This window comes from Mesorhizobium sp. BR1-1-15, assembly GCF_020165475.1.
Lineage (GTDB): Bacteria > Pseudomonadota > Alphaproteobacteria > Rhizobiales > Rhizobiaceae > Mesorhizobium.
In genome coordinates, this window is the sequence record NZ_JAIUIF010000009.1 from 100,017 (window position 1) to 119,598 (window position 19,582).

The window sequence follows — 19,582 nt, forward strand, 5'->3', positions numbered from 1 at the left end:
GCATGGGCTTCTTTCATAAGGGAAGTGGTGGCAAGGGCATTGCGCCAGGCGACGTGACATCTGTCTCAGCCCTCTTCCGCCAACGGCGGCGCTCACGCCCCTTCCGGCCTCAACGCCGGCGCATTCCCGCGACCACGGCTGCCGTCCTCAGGCCTGTTTCGGACGCTATCTCGAGCATCGCTGCAGACCCCGGCGCATAGTTTTGTCGCATGCCGTCCGCCGCCAGCATCAACGCCAGCGCACCTGCCGCAGCACCAACCTCGCCGACGGTCATCGCCGGATACGCCGTCGGGGTCAATTCTCGCAGCGTGCGATAGAAGCGCGGGTGCACAACCAGTTGCTCGAGTGCGCGATGACGCTCACCGTTGGAATTGCTGACGACAAAGGAAATGTCGGATTCCTTCGGCCCGTTGCTCGCAACCGCCGCGCGCAACGCGCTCAGCATGGCACGGCCCTGACTGAAACGGTCGGAGAGGACACTGTCTTCCTCGCGCGCGACGCCGATATTGACGACAGCGGGAGCAACTGCGCCATTACCCTCCGGCGCGCTAGTCAGCCTGACGAAGGCCGCCGCTTCGCCGGGGACCAGCCCCTGAGCGCCGTCCGACGACTTCAGGCGCCCGCTTTGCCGCAGTCGGTCCAGGTCGACGTCGTTGAGGAAACTGTCGACCCCGCCCAGGATGATCTGTTCGACACCCGGCCTGCTCAACAAGTCTGACGCGCGTTCAAGCAGGCTGACACTGGCCGCCGCGCCGCCATCCACCGCGATCGACGCCGGATGGAAGCTGCCGCCGCAACCTAGCATCACGGCAGGCAGAAAATCGACAAACGGTACGGTCGCAAAAGCCGGATGGCTGCGAAAGCTCTCAGGCGGCGAAATGACTAGCGCCGTCGCCGCCGCCGCGAACGGCCCCGAACGGAGTGCTTCCATGATGGCCCGAACGGCCATGTTCACCAGCCACTCACCATCGGTTTTGCGCAGTTTCCAGGTCGTCGGTACGCGTGCGGCGATCTGGGTAGCGGGGAATGGCTCGACCACGATTTCATTGAATGCCGACAGGCCAGCGCGAATGGCCGCCAGTGTCTGGCGCGCGTTCAACCCGGCGGCCGTGACCGCGCCCGCGCCCGCGAGGTAGACCGGCGCCTTCACGGTTGCCATAACGGCCGGTCACGCAATGTCCCGTTGCCGCCATAGTGGCTGAAATACTGCTTGCGCTTGCGCTTCGCCGCGAGCAGCGCGGGCGTGACTTGGCCGAAAACGATTGCACGCAGCGCGGGCGCGTTGCGGCGGGTGAGGAGCGCGATGCGCGATTTCAGGGTGATGCGCCAGAGGTCCGGCTCGATGATGGCCGTGTCGGCCACAAACTCGCGCTCCTCGACCCGGTCGGAGAAGAGCAGGCGGATCGGCGCGATGACACGCGGCATCCGGAAATCCCAGCAGCCGGACGGCGTCAGACCGATGAGCCGCACGTCTTCGCCGCCTACGATGCGCGGCAGGTGCTGGTCGGGGGGCGTGCTCATGTGGTGCCGCAGATCGAAATCCTTGGGCGGTAAGGGCCACTGGTTGTCGATCCAGGCCTGGTCGTAGGTGCCCGCATATTGGAGGCGCTGCCGCCAATTCCTGCCAATCGGCCCGAAGCCTGCGGCCCTCGGCCGATCCTGCGGGCCGCGGAACATCTGGTCCGGATAGGTGATGTTGGGCGCATGTGTCCTGACGGACGGGTCGGCCGAGACAGCATGGCGAAAGCCGATGCCGACTGGGTTTTCGGCATCGGCTGCGGCGGTAGTCATGCCGCCAAAGGCGCGTTCATACATGACCGGCATGGTTCGGAAAGGGTGCGGCTCACTGTAAGCGCCCGCGTCGTAGATGCGGTCCCCGATCACATGTAGCACCTTCTGCAGACCGTTGACGCGAAAGCCGACCTGCATCTCATGCGCCGGCTTGCCCTTCGGCGAATAGGCGGTGCCGTTGACGACGATCTCGGAAGCCGGCTTTCGCGGTGCGATGTCGGCGTCATAACGGTTTGACGATAGGCCCGGCACGCCACGCGGCACATCTCCGAGGATCACGGGCAACTGAGCCGCCGCAATGTCCAGCCTGGCGTCCCGTTCTGGCGCCTCGAAGCTCGCCGAAAACATTGCGACGAGCACCTCCTGACCGTCCGCGTCATGCTGGACATGGGTCATAACGCTGAATGGTGTTCGGTTCTCGACCTCGACATCGAACGACATGGGTCAGGTCCAGTTGCCGTTCTCGTCAAGACCGATCGGCCAGTACGGCATACACGTTATCAATTGCACATAATCCTCGTGCTTTTCCTCGACCAGCCATTGCAGCATCGCGACCTGCGGGGGTACGCGATCGGCCGCGGGCAACGAGCGGTTGACCTCGTCGAATTCGAGCCAGTAGTTGCGAAAGAACCAGACGACTTCGGGCGCCGATGCTGGACCGGCCAGACGCTTGTCGAATGCCAGGTCAACCGCCTCGTCGTGGTCATAACCTTCCTCAACCAAAGCCTGCACGTTGCCCTGCCACCAGTTGTCCGCGACCTTGTACGCAACCTCGAAGTTGGCGATGTACTCTGCGTACATTTCCCTGTGCTGCTCGGTCGCTTCGGCAATCGGCTTGGCTTTGCCCTGGTCCGGCACCTGGCCCGCGAGATCGTTGGGCGCGTTCAAAAGCTGCCTTACGCCTTTTTCGATGTTGTGGACGACCTTGAACGCCATGTCAGCAATACTCCCCGCCTGGAGACAGGCCGACCGGAACGAAGACGAGAAAGCTCATGATCTCAAAGAGATCAGGAGCCGCGGTCTTGAGGTCGTTGACCAGCAAATCGACCGGGAGCGCAAAGTCGACGTCATCTGAGTCGTCATCGGACCCCCAATCGCCCTCCTCCGGCGCAGCGTCCGGCTGCTTGTTTGTTTCGTTCTCGCGGTTCAGTTCGAGGATGCGCAGGTAATAGATCCGGACGACCTCAAGCACTCTGGGATGCGCAACGGGACCCATCGGCCATCGTTGTTCGAACGCGTTGAGGGATTTTGCGTCCTGCATTTTTTCAGGACCGCGCCCAGCGCGTTCCCTCCACCAGGTCATCACGGGCGGCACAATCTTGCGGAGATCGGCGACATATTCAGCCTGGAGATCGTCGTATCGCGCGTTCATCGATTGTGCCTCTCATCTCCTGCTCCTGGCTACCTTCGCCTTAACCTTCGAGCCCTGGCTCATGTAGTGCTCTTCACAATGCGGTCGGGCGAACTTCGCCTTGCGCATCATCTCCTTGAATTTTTCCACTCCGAGATGGCAGCCGCCCTTGTCCCATGCCTCGTTCAGCGGGGGCTGGTGGTCGTGGGTGCGATACTCCTTCTTTTCCCATGAGCCGTCCTCATTCTTGGTCCATTGCTTCTTGCTCTTCCTCCTCCCCCTCTTTTCCCGATGGAATGGGGCGGTGCCGGTTGCCCTCTTGCCCTTGCATTCCCAGCAAGGCTTGCCATTGACCGCGTCGCGCTGCTCGGCCGAGCGGCCCGGCCGGCAGGCCTGACTATAGGGTTTGTTCTTCGGGCAAGGCGTGTTGTACAGGTCACCCAACTCGGCCCTGAGCGTCGTTAATGCGCCAAGGGTCGTGCAATTCGGCGGAGTGCACATGGTGTTCTGCAGCACAGGATCGCCGTGCCGGCAAACGCCCTTGCCTTCTACCTTCACCGTGAACGACCACAGTGTGAAACTGGCCTTGCCCTTGATCTTGTGCGTCACCACGCCCGCGCCGAGACCTGGCGTCGCCGGTTCATTGCCGGTGGACATCGAGCACTCGGAAACGTTTTCCAGCGCCGTCGGATTGCCGCCATCCGCTTTGACGCTCTTGCTTCCCTTGATCAGGTCCTTGGCGAACGCCATGTTGACATAAGGCACCGGAACCGGCCCCGCGGGTGGCGGGGGCGGCGTCAAGCAGACGTCACCCGGCGCGATCGCCTGGCCGTTGCTGCCCTTGTGGAACCACCCCATGTTTTCCGCGAACACCGTGCAGGGCATGCCTTAGGCCTCGGCTGGCGTGGACGCCTGACGCATGGCAATCAGACCATTGTCGGCGAGGTCGTAGATGTCGGCAAAAGCCAGTTCCCTCACTTCCCAGTCGTCCGTCCAGAAGGCTATGCGTTCCGGCGACGCGCCATAGCCCGGCGGCGGCAGTTCCACGATGCGCTGCTGTAGCCGCGACGGCGGCCAGAAATCGTCGACGCATCCCGCGATCAGCCGCGCCATTTCATCAAACCATCGGTCGGTAGCCTCCGGCGGTGGGCCGAGTCGAACGATCGCAAACGGATAGCGCCGGCCGGCCCTGTCTTCGCTCATGCGCCAGACGCCCGCATTTGGCTGGTCGCCAAAGATGCCCGCACGGACCGAGAAGCGCCATATGCGCGGATTGAGCTCGCCCGTATCGGGCCTGTCACGCAGTTCAATCGACATCCAGCGGTCCCAGCGGTCGGTGAGGACGCGCGGCAAATTCCAGGTGATAAAGTCACCTGTCGAGGGGATCTTGCCGAAAAAACCTGTCGTCATATCTGCGCCGGACAGGAGAACTTCTTGAACATTTGCAAATTGTAGGGGTAGTCGATACTTGACGCCTTGAGCGTCAAGTCCCCGTAATAGCCTACAGCCCCTACCCGCAGGCTGTAGACATCCGCGAGTGATGTCGCGGTGAACCGCGCCGTCCGCAGCATTCGCAGCCACGCCCAACTGCCCGTGTCGCTCACCATCATAACCGGCGAGCCGTCGACGGCCTTGTTGTCGCAAGCGGGCGCTGGTTCGTCATTGCAGCGCATCAGTTCGGTTTTGCACACGATTGCCGTCACCAACCACGTGAGGGCGGAGTCTGCGCTCAACAGATCCTTGAGGTCTTCCCTATGAGCCGAAAGGGCGGTCAACCGGGCCAGCTTGACGTCGGGCAGGAAACTGTCCCACTGCGCAATGAAGTCCTCGTAATAGAGCTTCAGTATATCTTTCGACAACGCGGCGGCCGAGGTCTTGGCGTTGTTGAAACAGCCGCCGGCAAAGACCGCGTGATCCAGCGCCGCCAAATCCTCGGCTTCCGCAGCGCGCACCAATGGAAAAGAGTCGGTCATGTCCCCCAACACCGCCCAGAGGGCCTATATCATAACAATAATAACAAATTTTTGGCGCGAAAGGTGAATTATTGTTCCAGGAGGTGCCATCACTTGCTCCCCTGCATACCCGAGGAGGACCATCCCCTATGCGCCTGAACGAACAGCTATATTTTTGATCCCAGGCCTTGATGGTGCATCCTTAGTCAAAGGAAGCGCTATGGGCCACATTCTGCCTGGGAGCGCCTCGACGACAGAGGCGGCCCGTCGAGCGATACAGCACGGTCAAGAGAGGCTGAGGGCGCTGCCAAGCGCCACGGGATCAAGCAGAAGACCACCGGCAACGGCGCTACCGAAGGGGCGATGGCGCTGATGGTGGCGGCTGACGTTTTGTGAACGACTATGCTCTGGGGCCGACCGCTGAACTCGCGCGTTGTTCGTTCACATCCAGGCCGGGAACCGGCGCGTCCGGCGCCAATCGATTAGGGGTGTATCCGGATTGGCGAGTGCGGCGCGTATTGCGTCCAGCCGAAGCCTGCGCATCGAATGGAAGGTCTCGTGATTGCTCCCGCCGCATCCCCCGTCCCACCACGCGGACACGCGATCGGCGACCGGAAGCGGGCTGGCGGTCAGGGATTCAAATTCCTTGCCGAGCGCGGCCGCGTCTGTCGTGAACAGGTCGGTATCATTGAGATCTACCTCGAACAGATCGCGCAACGCCAGCCCGGCGGCGAAGACAAGCTCTGGCTCACGCATCTTGGCGATCAGCCACGGCATGACCGACCGGTCGCCAAAGAGGCCGATTGCCGCTGTCGCAGTGGCGCGCAAGGCAGGCTGCTTCAGACGGTCCTGCAGCCAGCCCTTGCCGGCCTTCAGGGGCGTCGTCAAAAGGCGCATCTCGATCGCTGCAGGCGCGAGGGCCGGCTCTGCCAGTACGATCTGGTCAAGCACCGGGTGAGCCAAGCGCGCTTGACCAAGAAGGCAAGCCGCAAGTGCGGCGATCAGGCGTTCCTTCGACGTGTGGCCGTCGAGTCCGTCCAGCACCGTCGGAAGGACGTCGCGCCGTTTGAGCCCGCCGGCAAGCCGAAATGCACGCCTGCGAATATTCGAGTCCGGATTGCCCAGCAAATCGCCAAGGCGGGTACCGGGATCGACGCGATGATGCCAGAGTGCCGCGAGGCCGAGGCCGCGCAGCCGCGCATCGCGCGCGTCCAGCCATTCCGCCACGAACGAACTCAGATTTTCGCGCGGCGTACGCGCTATCGCGCCGGACAGGCCCGACGCGCCATCCTCGCCCAGCGTTCCCGCGGCGTCGACCACCGAGGCAACGGTTTCGGCCTCGCCCCAATGCAACGCCAGCACGCAGAGCACGAAAAGCTCGCCGGGCTCGGCGTAGTCGGCGAAATGCGCCTGAGCCGCCTCCCAGCCGGCCTTTCCGGAAGCCATTAGCCCTTCGAGATTTGCATTCAGGCGCTGGTCGATACGGCCGATATCGGTTTCGCCCAGGATCGGACCATCGATTTCACGTCGTCGACGGGACCAGAGGAAAGCCGCGTCGCTGGCGTGCTGGTCCACCATGGCAGCGATAGACGCGATCCGCTGCATCGTGAACGCCTCAGTTGAGATGGATGGCTCCGCCACGGATGCGGTTGGTGCCGCTTGCGTGGCTCGTCAGTTGGTTGCCGCGAATTGTGATGCGCCCATCCTTCTCTAGGATAATCGATGCCAGGCCGCAGCGCAGTTCTATCCGTTCTTCTCCGCTGATGACGACACGGTCGCCTTCGCGGACAACTGACAGTTTCCTCTCCTTGTGAGCTGGATCGACGATACGTCCGACGACCAGCGGCCGCATCGGGTCGCCACCTTCAAAAAGCAACGCCAGTTCCGACCCGATCGACGAAGTGTCCAGCTCGGTCAGACTGCGCGCCGCAATTGCTGTCTCGCGTGGATTGCCAACGAAGACAACTAGCGGCGCCCCGTCTGCGAAACCAATCAGCAGGCCGATCACGACGCCGTCGATACGATCCAGCACTTGCATGATGATGCCCTCAATTGTTGTGGATGTTGCTTCCTTTGACGACCACGTCGCCACCGGCCTTAATGTTGATCTTGCCACTGCCCTTGATCGTAATGTCCTTGCCGTCGGCAACAATAGTACCGTCCTTTTTCATGGTGATCGACGCATCGCCGCATTTGAGCGTGATCGAGTCGCCAGCTTCGATCATCAGGTTCTTGCCGACATTGATCGAACTATCCTCTTTGATCTGAATGCCGCTGCCTTTACCGACGTGGAGCGCATGCGCGCCACCCACGTCGGTGGCGTCATCCGCGCCGATCTTGGCTGTTCGTGCCTTGCCGATCTCGGACGACTGTGCCCCGCCGACGGCGAAACTCTGATCCGCGCCGACGTTGACGCTCTGCGCCGCCGCTATATTCCAACTGTCGTCCGCGCCGATATCGTGGCTCTGCTCGGCGCCAACGGTGACAGACCTTGACGCGCCGATGGTGTTCGTCTGGACGGCGCCAACGCTGCGGGTCTCGGCTGCGCCGACAGTGTCAATACGCGCCGCCTTCACCGTAATCGTCTGTACAATCCCCACCGTCTGAGAATGATTGGCGTCGATGTTCTCCGTCGAGTTCGACACGACATGAATGGTCTCGTTGGCCATGACTGTCAGCGAGCGGTTGGCGCCCACTGTCTCGGTGTCGTTCGAGCCGATGTTGGTGGTCTGGTCGACGCCGATCTTGACCGTCTTGTTGTTGCCGACGTCCTCGTCGAGGTTGTGGCCGACGGAGTGTTTGGCGTCGTGGTCAATGCGGTCGGACTGATCGTGCTGGACCAGCTTTGTGCGGTCATGCTTGATCAGAAGGTTGTGATCCTTCTGCGCCTGGAAATTGACCAGTTCGGAGCCGGCCTTATCCTCGAACATCAGTTCGTTGTAGCCGCTACCGCCTTTGGAAGAATCCGACTTCCAGCCCGATTGTGTGGCGTTGCCAGGCAGGCCGTAGGGCGGCATCTGCGAGGCATTGTAGACCCGGCCGGTGATAATCGGCAGGTCCGGGTCGCCTTCGATGAAGTCGACGATGACCTCCTGGCCGATGCGCGGTATCTGGATGAACCCCCAGCCACTGCCGGCCCAACTCTGCGACACCCGTACGAAACAGGAACTGTTCTGGTCCTTCTTGCCGACGCGGTCCCAATGAAACTGGACCTTCACCCGCGCATATTTATCGGTGAATATCTCCTCGCCGGATGGACCGACCACCGTCGCCGTCTGCGGGCCGCGCATGATCGGTCGTGGCGTGGTCCGCGGCGGGCGATAGGGCAAGGCTGTCGGCGCCACACCGAGGACCACTTTGAAACTCTCGCTTTCGACGTCGGCCTGGGCTCTATAGCCGGGGTCAAACAGCCTGTATTCGGCGCTGACCACCAGATATTCCTGGTTCTGGTCTTCGCGCGGAAAACCGTCCAGCTTGAACGTGCAGCCGGAATACAAGCCCCGCACGGTGCCGGCCGCGGCGATGCGCTGGTGCAAGGCCTGGATCTCCTCGCGCCGGATCGAAGCCAGGCTGTCGCCCCGGCTTACTTCGAGATGCGCGCCCGGCTGGCGGTAGTTCTCACCCGCGGACAATTTGTGACTGAACGGCTGGGCCGACTTGGCCATAAGGTCGGCGCCCGGCTTCTTGAAATCATAATCGGTGTGGGCATAGGCGCCTGGGCGCACCGAGCTGCCCGGTATCCATTCGGTGATGTATTCGACGTCGCGCCGGGAGCCCTGACCTTCAAAGTTATAGAGCACTTTCTCGTAGCCCGGCGCAGGCTTCAGCTTGCTCATCGCGTCAGCCAGGACAAGCGTATGCTTGCCGTCATCGTGCTCGAAGAAATAGAAGATACCTTCGTGCTCCAGCAGCCGCTGCACAAAGTCCAGATCGGTCTCGTCGTATTGCACGCAATATTCACGCGCCGGATAGGACCCTTGCAGGCGTAGATCGAATTCGGAGATGCCGTATTTCTTGAAGACATCCTTGACGATGTCAACGACGCTCTTGTTCTGGAAAATATAGCAATCTGTGGTGTTGCCGAGAAACCAGAGCCACGGCCTCATGACGGCCTCGTAGTAGGCTAGCCGGTCCTCCATGCGGGTGAGCCGAAACTCCGACACGATTCCACTGAGCCAGCGCTTTGGATCGGATTCACCTTCGATCGAGACAGGCCCGCCCAGCATCTTCAACGGGTCGATATCGGAGTCTGTGCTCACGAACCCGACCGTGTAGGCAAAGCAACGGCTGATCTCATCGCGTCCGACAAGATGCGTGAAGGTCAGCAAGTCGGAGCCAACCGGTGTGCGGACAACGGTGGCACGTTCATTCGGCATGGGTCGAGCCCCCTCCTGGACGCGGCCGCCAATGTGATGGATTTGAAGTTCCCGCTATATCAACGGTGTCATTAGCGGTGTTACGTTCAGGAACTTTCCAAATCCGCCACGCCAGGCCATGCTTAGCCTACCACATGTTTTCCCGCTGACCAAAGAGGACGGGCGGGCGACAGAATCTTACCCCTCGACTCGTCGGCTTGAAACGCCGCTGTCCTGTTTTGCCTGCAAGCTGCTAGAATGTTGGAGTATCGATCAACGATCGACGGCGATCTTGGATGTACATCAGTCTGCGGATCAACAATGTCGACGCCCTGCTCGCTGGCACCTCGACCAGCTACGTGGCGCGTGATAGCGGCTTCGAAATCGGGCGCGATGCTTGTGACTGGACCTTGCCCGACCCCGACAAATTCATCTCGGGTCGGCACTGCGAGGTTCGATACGAGGCGGGCGCGTTCTGGCTGTACGACATCTCGCGCAACGGGACCTTCATCAATGGATCGAGCCAGCGCATGAGTGGCCCGCATCGGCTGGTCGATGGCGACCGGATGCTGATCGGCCGCTATGTCGTCTTGGTATCGGTCGAAGAAGAGCGCGCCACGGCAGACCACCCCAGCCGCGATTCGACACAGCGGGAAACGCCGGTCGCGACAGGCCGGCCGCTGGAGTTCGGAGATGGGCCTTTCTTCGAGCCCGCGCAGCAACGGTCGGCACAGCGCATTTCCGCGCCGACATTCCCGTCGCCCGCCCTGCCCTCAACCAGGGACGAGGTGCTGCGGGAGATCGCGATCGCAGCCGGCATTTCGCCGGAATTGCTTCAATCGCGCGACCCCCATGAAGTTGCCGCCGAAATCGGCGCGGTCTTGCGGGACGTGGTCGAGGAGCTGACCCTGCTGCTGAAAGCACGCGCGGCCGCGAAAATGTTGGCCAAAAGCACACAGCGAACGATGATCAGCGCCGCCGACAACAATCCGATGAAGTTCGTTCCAGGAACCGACGACATCCTGGAAATCATGTTCGCCCGGCGCAGGACCGGCTATCTTGATGCCAGGCGCAGCATCGAAGATGCATTCCGCGATCTCAAGACTCACGAGTTTGCCACTTATACCGCGATGCAAACCGCGCTCTCCCGGCTGCTTGACGACCTGTCGCCCGAGGCGATCGGCAGGAAACTCCCGCCTACCTCGTTTACGAAGAAGAAGAGCCAAGCCTGGGACGTCTATGTCGCGACATGGCGGACCATGGAGGAGGCACATGAAAACGGCATGCTTGATATATTCCTGGCCTATTTCAGCGAGGCCTACGCCAAGGCCGGCAAGCAGAAATAGGAGGTCCCAGGAAGGCACGGCCCCGGGAAACGTATGGCCAAAAAGCATATGGCCAAAAATGCATGGCACGGCAGTCGGCGAAGAAAAGTCTCGCTGACGCCCGGCGTCCGGTTCCAATCGACGATTTCTGAGATTACGATCGCATAAGACAGTTCGCCAAGCGGGTAAGACTCATTGAGCTGAGGGTCTGCGGCAAATGTCATGTCACTGCGTGATAGCATCTTCTAGCCATTGCCACGGCCGGCAGCGGCTGCCTTTCCTTTACCTGGCCGGAAACCGTTCTGCGCCCGTCTCACCCCATCGCCGGCGCCCCGCCTGCACGGACGATCTGCGATGAGTTCGAAGGACGACCCCTTCGGCCCGGCGGGCAAGACGGTCATTCGCGCAAATCCGCGGAGCAAGCAAAAATCGACGCTAATTCCCGAGCTGCCCGTCGCGGACAGAGGCCAGTCCTCTCCAATCAAGGATTCGACGGTGTTCGATCCAGGCGGCGGGCGGTCGCCAGGCTGGGCATCCGGAACCGTGATTTATCAAGGTGGCCCCGGCGATGTTGGGGCGCCGACAGGCTCTGCTGGGACTGCGCCGAGGACAGGCATCGAGCAGGAAAGCCTATTCAACGCCGGGAGCGGCATCAAATACGCCGCGGCAAATCCCATTCTCGCCGCGGCGGCACCTTTGCTGATGCTGCTCGGACAGCTCAGGCTCTTGCCCGTTGAAAGACAGGCGGCGCCATTGGCGCAACATATCACCGAGGCGATTGAGAAATTCGACCGGATAGTTGAGAAGTCAGGCGTTGCCGAAGAGGATGCCCGGATTGCGAAATTCGCCCTCTGCGAAACCGCCGACGATCTCATCGGTAACCTGCCCTGGCCCAGGAATGACGCCTGGGCGCCACACGGGATGCTGCGGCAATTCTTTCACCTCGGGACCACCGGCACCGGCTTCTACGAAGCGCTGAACAAGATCCTGGCCAGTCCCGAAAAACACTACGATCTGCTCGAACTGATGCATGCCTGCCTGTCGCTGGGTTTCGAAGGCCAGTATCGAGGCGTGACGCGACAAGACAACAATCTCGAACGCGTTCGTCGCGACGTTTACGAGACGCTTCGCTATTTCAGGCCGCGTTCCGGTGGAGACATCTCGCCGCATTGGCAGGGCCTAGCGGCGGCGATGGCGCAGTCCTCCGCCCGCCTGCCGCTTTGGGTCGTCGCGGCAGCGGCGACCGCGTTGCTGACAGCGGCGTTCTTCGCGTTGCGGGTCTTCATCACCAATGAAGGTGAGGCGGTCGCGGGTGAATTGCTGGCGCTCGACCCATTAACACCAGTCGTCATAGAACGCGCCGGCGTGGCGCCGTTGGCTGAGCCGGCGAAAGTCACCCCACCAGCGGCCACCGCGCAGATTGATCGTATTCGTGCGGCATTGGCCAAGGATCTCGAAGGCGGCGGGCTGACCATCGGCACCAAGGGCGACTTCATCGTCGTGGAGATCAACAATCTCCTGCTGTTCCAGTCCGGCAGGGCCGAGGCGAGGCCGGAATTCCAGCCCATTGCCACCGACATCGCCGCGGCTCTGGAACACGAGCCTGGACCAATCCGGATCGTCGGCCACACGGACAATGTGAAACCACGAAAGTCGAGCGCGTTCAAATCCAACTTCGACCTTTCCGTCGCCCGGGCGAAGGCAGTCGAAGTGTTGATGGCAGTGAAATTCAGCGATCCCTCGCGACTGACGGTCGAGGGCAAGGGCGAGGACGAGCCAATCGCCGACAATGCGACACCGGATGGCCGCGCCAAGAACCGCCGTGTCGATGTGATGATCCCCAGGGAGGAAACACTGTGAGCACGGCCCGCTGGAACCACCCATGACGCGTTGGCTGTTGCGGATATTCAGCGTGATCGCGCTGGCCGGCTTCGCCGCGGCAGTGTGGTTTGGCGGGCCATTGATCCGCTTCGCCGACATCCGGCCGCTCGGACCTGGGTGGCTGCGCGCGACGATCATTGGTGTGATCCTCGCGCTGCTGGCGCTTTTTTACGCGCTGCGTTTCTGGAAAGCGAGGAAGGCGCAAAAAGCGCTCGAAGCCGTCGTTGCGCACAATGACGACCGCGATGACGATTCTCGGGTGCTCGAAGCGCGGATGAACGAGGCCGTGGCGGCGCTCAAACGGTCGAGCGGCAAGCGCAACTTTCTCTATGAGATCCCCTGGTACGTTGTCATCGGCCCGCCGGGTGCCGGCAAGACGACGGCCCTGGTCAATTCAGGCCTGAATTTTCCGCTTGCCGGTTCGGGGGACGCCCAACCGGTGGTCGGTGTTGGCGGAACACGTGCCTGCGACTGGTGGTTTACCGATCAGGCCGTGCTGATCGACACCGCAGGACGCTATACGACGCAGGACTCCAATCCCGAGATTGACAAGAAGAGTTGGCTCGCATTCCTGTCACTACTCAAGAGGTACCGCACCAGACAACCGATAAACGGCGTCATCCTGGCCATCAGCCTTGCCGATGTGATGAGCTTCGATGATCAGCAGCTTGATGCCCACATCGTCGAGATACGCAGCCGCCTGAGAGAAATTCACGAGACGCTGAAGATCCAGTTTCCCGTCTATCTGCTTTTCACCAAGGCCGATCTGGTTTCAGGGTTCACGGATTATTTCGGCGGTTTCGACGAGGCGCGCAGACGCAAGGTATGGGGCACGACATTCCAGACGGCGGAGCGCGATAGGAACATGGCCGCCGCGGCTCCTGCCGAACTCGATGGGCTGGCGGAACGACTCGCGGACGAGATGGCCGACCGCCTCCAGGAAGAGGCTGATCCGGTCACGCGCATCTCCATCTTCGGCTTTCCGGCTCAGTTCGGCGCGCTGAGGGGGCGCATAACCAGTTTTGTCGCCGGTCTATTCGATCCGTCCCGCAGCCAGGTGAACGCCAGCCTGCGTGGACTCTATTTTTCGTCAGGCACGCAAGAGGGAACGCCCATCGATCAGGTGCTGGGCGCAATCGGCCGCAATTTCGGCGGCAATTCCCGCCCGCATCTTTCCGGAACCGGCAAAAGCTTCTTTTTGCATGATCTGCTGACGGACGTCATTTTTGCCGAATCGGGATGGGTTTCGTATGATAAATCAGCTGCGAGGCGGGCGGCGGTGGCCAGATTTGGCGGCCTCGGTGCGATAGCGCTGATCGCTGCTGCCGCACTCGGTACGCTCGCTCTGAGCTTCGCGGCCAACCGCTCGCTGATCGCGTCCGCAACGGTTGCCATGGGCCAATATCGCGCGACGGCGGAAACGCTGCTCAAGGCGGCCACGGTTACCGATGTCGACCTTGAAAACGTCATCGGCCCGCTCGACCAGTTGCGCGACCTGCCGGCCGGGTTCGAAGCCGCTGAGTTAGCGACACCGATCGGGGAGACGTTCGGCCTCAGTCAGCGGGAAAGACTTCTTTCCGCGTCCCGGACCGCTTATCGGAAAGGCCTGGAACGCATGTTGCGCTCGCGCCTGCTGATCCAGGCCGAGCGAACGATCCAAGCCAAGATGGGCGATCCCGCCGCACTCTACGAGCCGTTGAAAATCTACCTCATGCTTGGTGGCAAGGCGCCGAAGGTCGATGACGCGCTGATCGTTTCCTGGATGAAGCAGGATTGGGAACAGAACCGATACCCGGGCGAAAACAACCGCGAGGGACGAGCGCACCTCGAAAAGCACCTGCGCGCCATGCTCGCCTTGGACGACGCCTATGACCCCGTTTTCGAACTGAACCAGCCCCTTGTTGAAGCCGCACAACGCTCTCTCGAGCGCATGAGCCTTGCCGATCGAGCGACCGCTTTGATCAAGTCGGCGATCTACGCGGCGGCGCTGGATGACTTCTCCGTTTCCCAGCAAGGTGGTCCCGAAGCCCAACTGCTGTTCGAACGTATCGATGGCAGCGAGCTGGCGGACCTTCGTGTTCCCGGTCTCTACACCAGTTCCGGCTTCAACAGGTTCTACCTTGCCCAACTCTCGCGCATTGCGCAGATGCTCGTCGACGAGCAGTGGGTTCTCGGTGGTGGCGGAGAGCAAGGCGACATCGATCAGCAATTGCTCAGGCTCGGCCCCGAACTTCTCGATCGCTACGGCAAGGCGTTCGCCGTCGCGTGGAACAGCGTTCTCGACCAGTTGAAATTCAAGGCGATGCTGACAGACAAGCCGCACTACACCGCGCTTTCAGCCGCTGCCTCCCCCAATTCGCCGATAAAGCGGCTGTTTTCGGCGATCGCCAACGAGACGGCGCTGACACGGGACCCAGGTGACGGTCCTGGCGCCGAGACAGAATCCGCGGCTCAAAACCAGCAACGCAGCGCCGCAGAATTAGCCAAGGGCTTAGCCCGTATCGGCATACACATAGCCAACGGCAAATCGCAAATCCGCGCCGGCGCACAGCCCGCTGACGTACAGAACTTGAATCCGGGCGCGAACATTGAAGCGCGATTCAAATCATTCCAGGTCCTGGTGAACGGGCCCGCCGGACATCGCCCGATCGACGCACTAACCCAGAACTTCAGCGACATCTATCAAAGCCTGCGACTGGCCACCGAAGTTCCTTCGCAGGTGGAGCGGCTCAACGGTAATCTGCAGCTACAGATTGCCACCCTTCGCGCCAATGTCTCGCGTCTGCCCAAGCAACTTGGCCGGATGGTCAACACGACGGCAGATGAGTTCGAAGGTAACGTCGCCGAAACCTCGGTGACAAACTTGAACCAGATACTCGACCAGACGGTCACAGCCCCCTGCGAGGCAGCGATCAACGGCCGTTACCCCTTCGACGGGAGCAGCACCGAGGACGTCGCCATGGCCGATTTCGCGAAGCTGTTCGCCCCAGGCGGACTGATGGACCGGTTCTTTGCACAAAATCTGGCCTCGCTGATCGACATGACCGGCCAGGACTGGCGTTGGAAACAGGATACGCGCTTTGGACGCAACTTGTCGAAATCGACCTTGAAGGACTTCCAGTTGGCTGCGGAAATCCGCATTGCCTTTTTTCCATCGGGCGCTTCAGTACCCTCCGTCAGCGTCACATTCACACCCTTCTCGCTGCATGGCGATGCCGACATGGCCGTACTCGATATCGATGGCCAGACCGTTCAGAGCAACCAAACCGGAAATGGGCCGAGCACGGTGACGTGGCCTACCGGTACGGCTATCCCATCCGCGAGCCTCAGCCTGACGCCAGAAATGCCGGGTCGCCAGTCCGCCATCACCTTTGAAGGGCCGTGGGCCTTGAAGCGGCTTCTGAACAAGGCGGCTATCACGGGCAACGAGGGCAGCGTGCAGGCCCGCTTCGTGATCGGCGGGCGCGACGTGACCTACACGATCCAGACAGGGTCCGGCACCAACCCCTTCCTGCTCCCTGCTCTTTCCGGATTCACCTGTCCCAAGGCGTTCTGAGATTGAGATGATCCTGGGCAGTAAGCCGCAGAAGCGCAAAACCAGGCACACACATATTTTAGTTTTCGATACTTTAATGTTTGAGCCTGTGGCAAAGTGGCACGAACGCGCCCGAAGGCGCGTCGCGGAGGACGCTGGGTGAAGCGTTTGGTGGCAAATTGAACAATGTCGCCCTTCCCATTGAAAGCTTCGGCGTGAGCCACAGAGGCTGTGTGCGGGAGCTCAATGAAGACAACTACCTGGTCGAGCCCCAGGCTGGCCTGTGGTTGGTCGCCGACGGGATGGGTGGTCACGACGCCGGAGAAGTCGCTTCGGCCAGTATCGTCAATCATCTGGCAACGATCGGGATTGCCAGCTCCGCACCGGATCTTCGGGCGCGCTTCGAAGACAGGCTGAGCAGGGCTAATGCCGAGATCCGCCGCATCTCCCAGTCTCGCGGGATAACGATCGGCTCAACTTTTGCCGCCCTGCTTGCCATAGACGGGCGGTTCGCCTGCCTCTGGGCTGGTGACAGCCGCGTCTATCTGATCCGCGAGGCCTCGATCTCGCAAATATCGAAGGACCATACCGAGGTTCAGGAACTCATCGATAAAGGCATGCTCACCGAAGCCGAAGCGCTCACCTGGCCGCGCCGCAATGTCATCACGCAGGCAGTCGGCGTCAGCGACGAGATTGTCATCGATTTCCAGCAAGGTGAAATTCTGCCGGGGGACATCTTTGTGCTGAGCACCGATGGCCTGACGGCGCATGTCACCGATGCCGAGATCGAGGCTGCGACAGTGTCCGCGACACCTCAGTCGGCGTGTGAAAACCTGCTGGAAACGGTTCTGGCGCGTGGCGGAACAGACAATGTGACCATCGTGCTTGTCAGGGTCGCGGGCGGATACGATAGCCAGTCGCCCCGTCCAGCTCTGTACAAAGCGCGGGGGCGGGGCTGATGAGCGCCGACGACAAGACGCGGATATCGCCAGGCGCGGCCAACACTGCCGTGGGCACGCAACTGAGCGGTATCTACGAACTTGACGAGCGGATCGCATTCGGGGGCATGGGCGAAGTCTACCGGGGCCACAACATCCAGACCGGCGACCACGTCGCGATCAAGATCGTTTTGCCGGAATTCGCGCGCGACCAAACGATCTTGTCCCTGTTTCGCAAAGAGGCAACTATCCTGAACCACCTGTCGCATGACGCGGTCGTGCGTTATCACGTCTTCACGATCGATCCGGGGATCGGTCGTCCCTACCTCGCCATGGAATTCGTCGATGGAGCGTCGTTGTTCGACATCATGCGACGTGGGGCGATGCCGACGGGAGAGGTACGAAAGCTGTGCCATCGCCTCGCCTCCGGTCTAAGCGCCGTGCACCAGGCCGGAGCAATACACCGCGACCTCTCGCCGGATAACATTATTCTGCCGGGGGACCGGGTTGACCGTGCGAAGATCATCGATTTCGGCATCGCACGCTCGGCGACGGTGGGCGGAGAGACCCTGATAGGCGGAAGGTTCGCGGGAAAGTACAACTATGTTTCGCCCGAACAACTCGGGCTCTACAGCGGCGACGTCAGAGAGCAGTCCGACATCTACAGCCTTGGGCTGGTATTGGTTGCCGCCTTGCGCGGCAAGCCGGTCGATATGAGCGGCTCGCAGTTCGAAGTCATCGAAAAGCGCCGGACCGTGCCCAATCTCTCCGATATCGATGACGATTTTCGCGGCATTGTCGAAGCCATGCTTCAACCGGATCCGCGAGACCGGCCCGTCAGCATGGCCGAAATCGCCAGGATGACACGTGACGACAACGAGGAGACAATCCCGCCGACTTCCCTCGCGCCCCGCGCTCGGCCGGGTTTGCCGCCGATAGGGCAAGCCGCTGCTCCAGCCAGCAAGAATGAGGTCGAGCGGCACGACGACGCAGACGCGACGGGTTCAGGTAGGCCGCGCTTCGTCCAGCATGTGCGGCCCGCGCATTTGTCTGGACCGCCGCGCCCGGCCCCCCTCGGCGCTGCACGTACGGCCATGGCCGAGGTGCCTGGCAAATCCACAAGGACCCGAACGATCGCGCTCTGTGCCTTGGCGGCGCTAGCCGTGGCCTCTGGAGGCGGCCTTTATCTGGGCGGCGTCATGACGCCCGCGACGCCGACTGTCGGCAAGACGTCGCTTTCCGCGGCAGAGCCAGCAAAGCCCACGCCCCAAACGTCACAGCCCGCCGCTACGCAGGATGTAGCGAACGCGCCCGAGCCGCCAAAGGTTGTTCCGCCGGCGCAGCCGGAAACGCAGGCCGGCACACCGCCCGCCGAGGATAAGCCACATGCTGTGGCAGCTCAAAGACTGCCGTCGGCCAAGCCCGTCGACATACCTCTACGAACCGAGGCGCCGCCGAAGCCAATCGCGACGAACGCGCCGCCGCCCGAAAGGGCATCGCCGGCAATCCAGCCTGACACGACGGCCGGCGATAGGCAAAAGCCGACTTCGCCCGCTACGACCGCTCCAACTCCGCCAGAAGCCGAAACGGTCCAAACTCCGCCGCCGGCTGAGACGGAGGTTGTCGAGACCAAAAAGCCCGAACCACGGGCCAGCCCGCCGGCGGCCCCAATCCCGGAACTGAAATCGAATGCAGGTCCAGCGGTGGATGCCAACGGCAACAGCCAGATTTCTGCGTTGCCGACAGGCAAGCAGCCGAACCAACGCGTTGTAGCGTTGAACGTGCCCAAACCAGCGATCCCCCCGGCGGTCGACGATATCGCTCAACGCGTCGCCTGGGTTCGCGCCTTCGGCGGCGGCGACTGTTTCTATGCCGCCGTCACATCTGCTACCGACAAGGCCGCCGCAATCGAAGGATTTGGCACGGCCGTCCAGCCATTCGAACGCATGCTCGGCGATTTCCAGGCAAAATTCCATGTCGAGCCAGACATCAGCGTCCGCCTCATTGAGCCAAGCCAATGCGAGGTAACCAATTTTCTGCGCTTTCTGGGACAGACCGCGGCCGACCAGCCGCAGCTTGTTCTCGACCGAACATCTGTGCCGAACGGTACGCCGATTAGCGGTACATTGGTAACGCGCAGAGGGCTCATCTCCAGCGTTCTGCTGATCGACCACAAAGGCATGGTGTTCAATCTCGACGACCGCATCGTCACGGGGTCGGACAAGGCGACCTTCAGGATCCCGATTGGTCTCGGCGCGGCCGATAAGGCTGCTGGAAAGTCCGTGCCGCAGATAATACTGGTGATCACGGGCCCTCGCGACATTCAGTCGGCTGCCTTCTCCGATCCCACGCCAGCTTCGGCGCTGTTGCCCAAAATCATCGAGGAAGTCGAGACCGACGGATCTCGGTTCTCAGCCACTGCCAAGTATTTCCGGCTCGGCGGATAGCGTGGGC

General features: G+C 61.5%; 15 protein-coding genes and 1 pseudogene. 6 read left to right on the top strand and 10 right to left on the bottom strand.

From position 1 onward, the window contains the following. Nucleotides 1–109 precede the first annotated feature (109 nt). The 7 genes from LB541_RS17190 to LB541_RS17220 are packed head-to-tail and all read right to left on the bottom strand — an operon-like array spanning nucleotide 110 to nucleotide 5,115. Nucleotides 110–1,159: a hypothetical protein gene (locus LB541_RS17190; protein ID WP_224619093.1), complete on the bottom strand. Its 1,050-nt coding sequence runs from the start codon at nucleotides 1,157–1,159 to the stop codon at nucleotides 110–112. Beyond that, the gene (locus LB541_RS17195; protein WP_224619095.1) at nucleotides 1,147–2,232 is read right to left on the bottom strand and encodes a DUF2169 domain-containing protein; all 1,086 of its coding nucleotides are present in this window, start codon (nucleotides 2,230–2,232) and stop codon (nucleotides 1,147–1,149) included. Before LB541_RS17195 ends, LB541_RS17190 begins: the two co-directional genes overlap by 13 nt. A 3-nt stretch (nucleotides 2,233–2,235) precedes the next feature. Further along, on the bottom strand, nucleotides 2,236–2,727 hold the full coding sequence (locus tag LB541_RS17200) for a hypothetical protein (RefSeq protein WP_140557363.1): 492 nt from the start codon (nucleotides 2,725–2,727) through the stop codon (nucleotides 2,236–2,238). A 1-nt stretch (nucleotide 2,728) separates the two neighbouring features. Continuing rightward, nucleotides 2,729–3,163 (bottom strand): hypothetical protein, encoded by a 435-nt coding sequence (locus LB541_RS17205; RefSeq protein ID WP_140557361.1) that lies wholly within the window; start codon nucleotides 3,161–3,163, stop codon nucleotides 2,729–2,731. Between the two features lie 12 nt (nucleotides 3,164–3,175). Continuing rightward, nucleotides 3,176–4,027 carry a DUF4150 domain-containing protein gene (locus LB541_RS17210; RefSeq protein ID WP_140557359.1) on the bottom strand — a complete coding sequence of 284 codons (852 nt, stop codon included), beginning with the start codon at nucleotides 4,025–4,027 and terminating at the stop codon, nucleotides 3,176–3,178. A gap of 3 nt (nucleotides 4,028–4,030) precedes the next feature. Further along, nucleotides 4,031–4,552, bottom strand: coding sequence for a type VI secretion system-associated protein TagF (gene tagF / locus LB541_RS17215; protein WP_140557358.1), 522 nt, complete (start codon nucleotides 4,550–4,552; stop codon nucleotides 4,031–4,033). Next, on the bottom strand, nucleotides 4,549–5,115 hold the full coding sequence (locus LB541_RS17220) for an ImcF-related family protein (RefSeq protein WP_411969793.1): 567 nt from the start codon (nucleotides 5,113–5,115) through the stop codon (nucleotides 4,549–4,551). The genes tagF and LB541_RS17220 overlap by 4 nt, the downstream gene beginning before the upstream one ends. Before the next feature lie 199 nt (nucleotides 5,116–5,314). On the opposite strand from LB541_RS17220, the pseudogene LB541_RS28700 reads away from it, so the two are divergent. Beyond that, nucleotides 5,315–5,430 (top strand): annotated as a pseudogene (locus tag LB541_RS28700) (IS481 family transposase); the annotation flags it as partial. A gap of 105 nt (nucleotides 5,431–5,535) precedes the next feature. Here LB541_RS28700 and LB541_RS17225 read toward each other — a convergent pair. Genes LB541_RS17225 through tssI form a run of 3 tightly spaced genes read right to left on the bottom strand, consistent with a single transcriptional unit; the run spans nucleotide 5,536 to nucleotide 9,470 of the window. Then, nucleotides 5,536–6,699 carry a hypothetical protein gene (locus LB541_RS17225; protein ID WP_224619097.1) on the bottom strand — a complete coding sequence of 388 codons (1,164 nt, stop codon included), beginning with the start codon at nucleotides 6,697–6,699 and terminating at the stop codon, nucleotides 5,536–5,538. Between the two features lie 10 nt (nucleotides 6,700–6,709). Beyond that, nucleotides 6,710–7,135 (bottom strand): DUF6484 domain-containing protein, encoded by a 426-nt coding sequence (locus LB541_RS17230; protein WP_140557457.1) that lies wholly within the window; start codon nucleotides 7,133–7,135, stop codon nucleotides 6,710–6,712. A gap of 7 nt (nucleotides 7,136–7,142) precedes the next feature. After that, nucleotides 7,143–9,470 (bottom strand): type VI secretion system tip protein TssI/VgrG, encoded by a 2,328-nt coding sequence (gene tssI / locus LB541_RS17235; RefSeq protein WP_140623906.1) that lies wholly within the window; start codon nucleotides 9,468–9,470, stop codon nucleotides 7,143–7,145. Nucleotides 9,471–9,745: 275 nt separating this feature from the next. Between tssI and tagH the strand changes: the two genes are divergently transcribed. The 5 genes from tagH to LB541_RS17260 all read left to right on the top strand — a co-directional run bounded on the left by tagH (nucleotide 9,746) and on the right by LB541_RS17260 (nucleotide 19,575). Next, nucleotides 9,746–10,795 carry a type VI secretion system-associated FHA domain protein TagH gene (gene tagH / locus LB541_RS17240; RefSeq protein ID WP_224619099.1) on the top strand — a complete coding sequence of 350 codons (1,050 nt, stop codon included), beginning with the start codon at nucleotides 9,746–9,748 and terminating at the stop codon, nucleotides 10,793–10,795. A gap of 333 nt (nucleotides 10,796–11,128) precedes the next feature. Next, the gene (gene tssL / locus LB541_RS17245) at nucleotides 11,129–12,634 is read left to right on the top strand and encodes a type VI secretion system protein TssL, long form (protein ID WP_224619102.1); all 1,506 of its coding nucleotides are present in this window, start codon (nucleotides 11,129–11,131) and stop codon (nucleotides 12,632–12,634) included. A gap of 22 nt (nucleotides 12,635–12,656) precedes the next feature. Continuing rightward, a complete protein-coding gene (tssM, locus tag LB541_RS17250; RefSeq protein ID WP_224619113.1) occupies nucleotides 12,657–16,211 on the top strand; it encodes a type VI secretion system membrane subunit TssM in 3,555 nt (1,184 codons plus the stop codon). Nucleotides 16,212–16,369: 158 nt separating this feature from the next. After that, complete coding sequence (locus LB541_RS17255) at nucleotides 16,370–17,149, top strand: PP2C family protein-serine/threonine phosphatase (RefSeq protein WP_224619115.1); 780 nt, start codon at nucleotides 16,370–16,372, stop codon at nucleotides 17,147–17,149. Beyond that, the gene (locus LB541_RS17260) at nucleotides 17,149–19,575 is read left to right on the top strand and encodes a serine/threonine-protein kinase (RefSeq protein ID WP_224619117.1); all 2,427 of its coding nucleotides are present in this window, start codon (nucleotides 17,149–17,151) and stop codon (nucleotides 19,573–19,575) included. The genes LB541_RS17255 and LB541_RS17260 overlap by 1 nt, the downstream gene beginning before the upstream one ends. The last annotated feature ends 7 nt before the right edge of the window (nucleotides 19,576–19,582 follow it).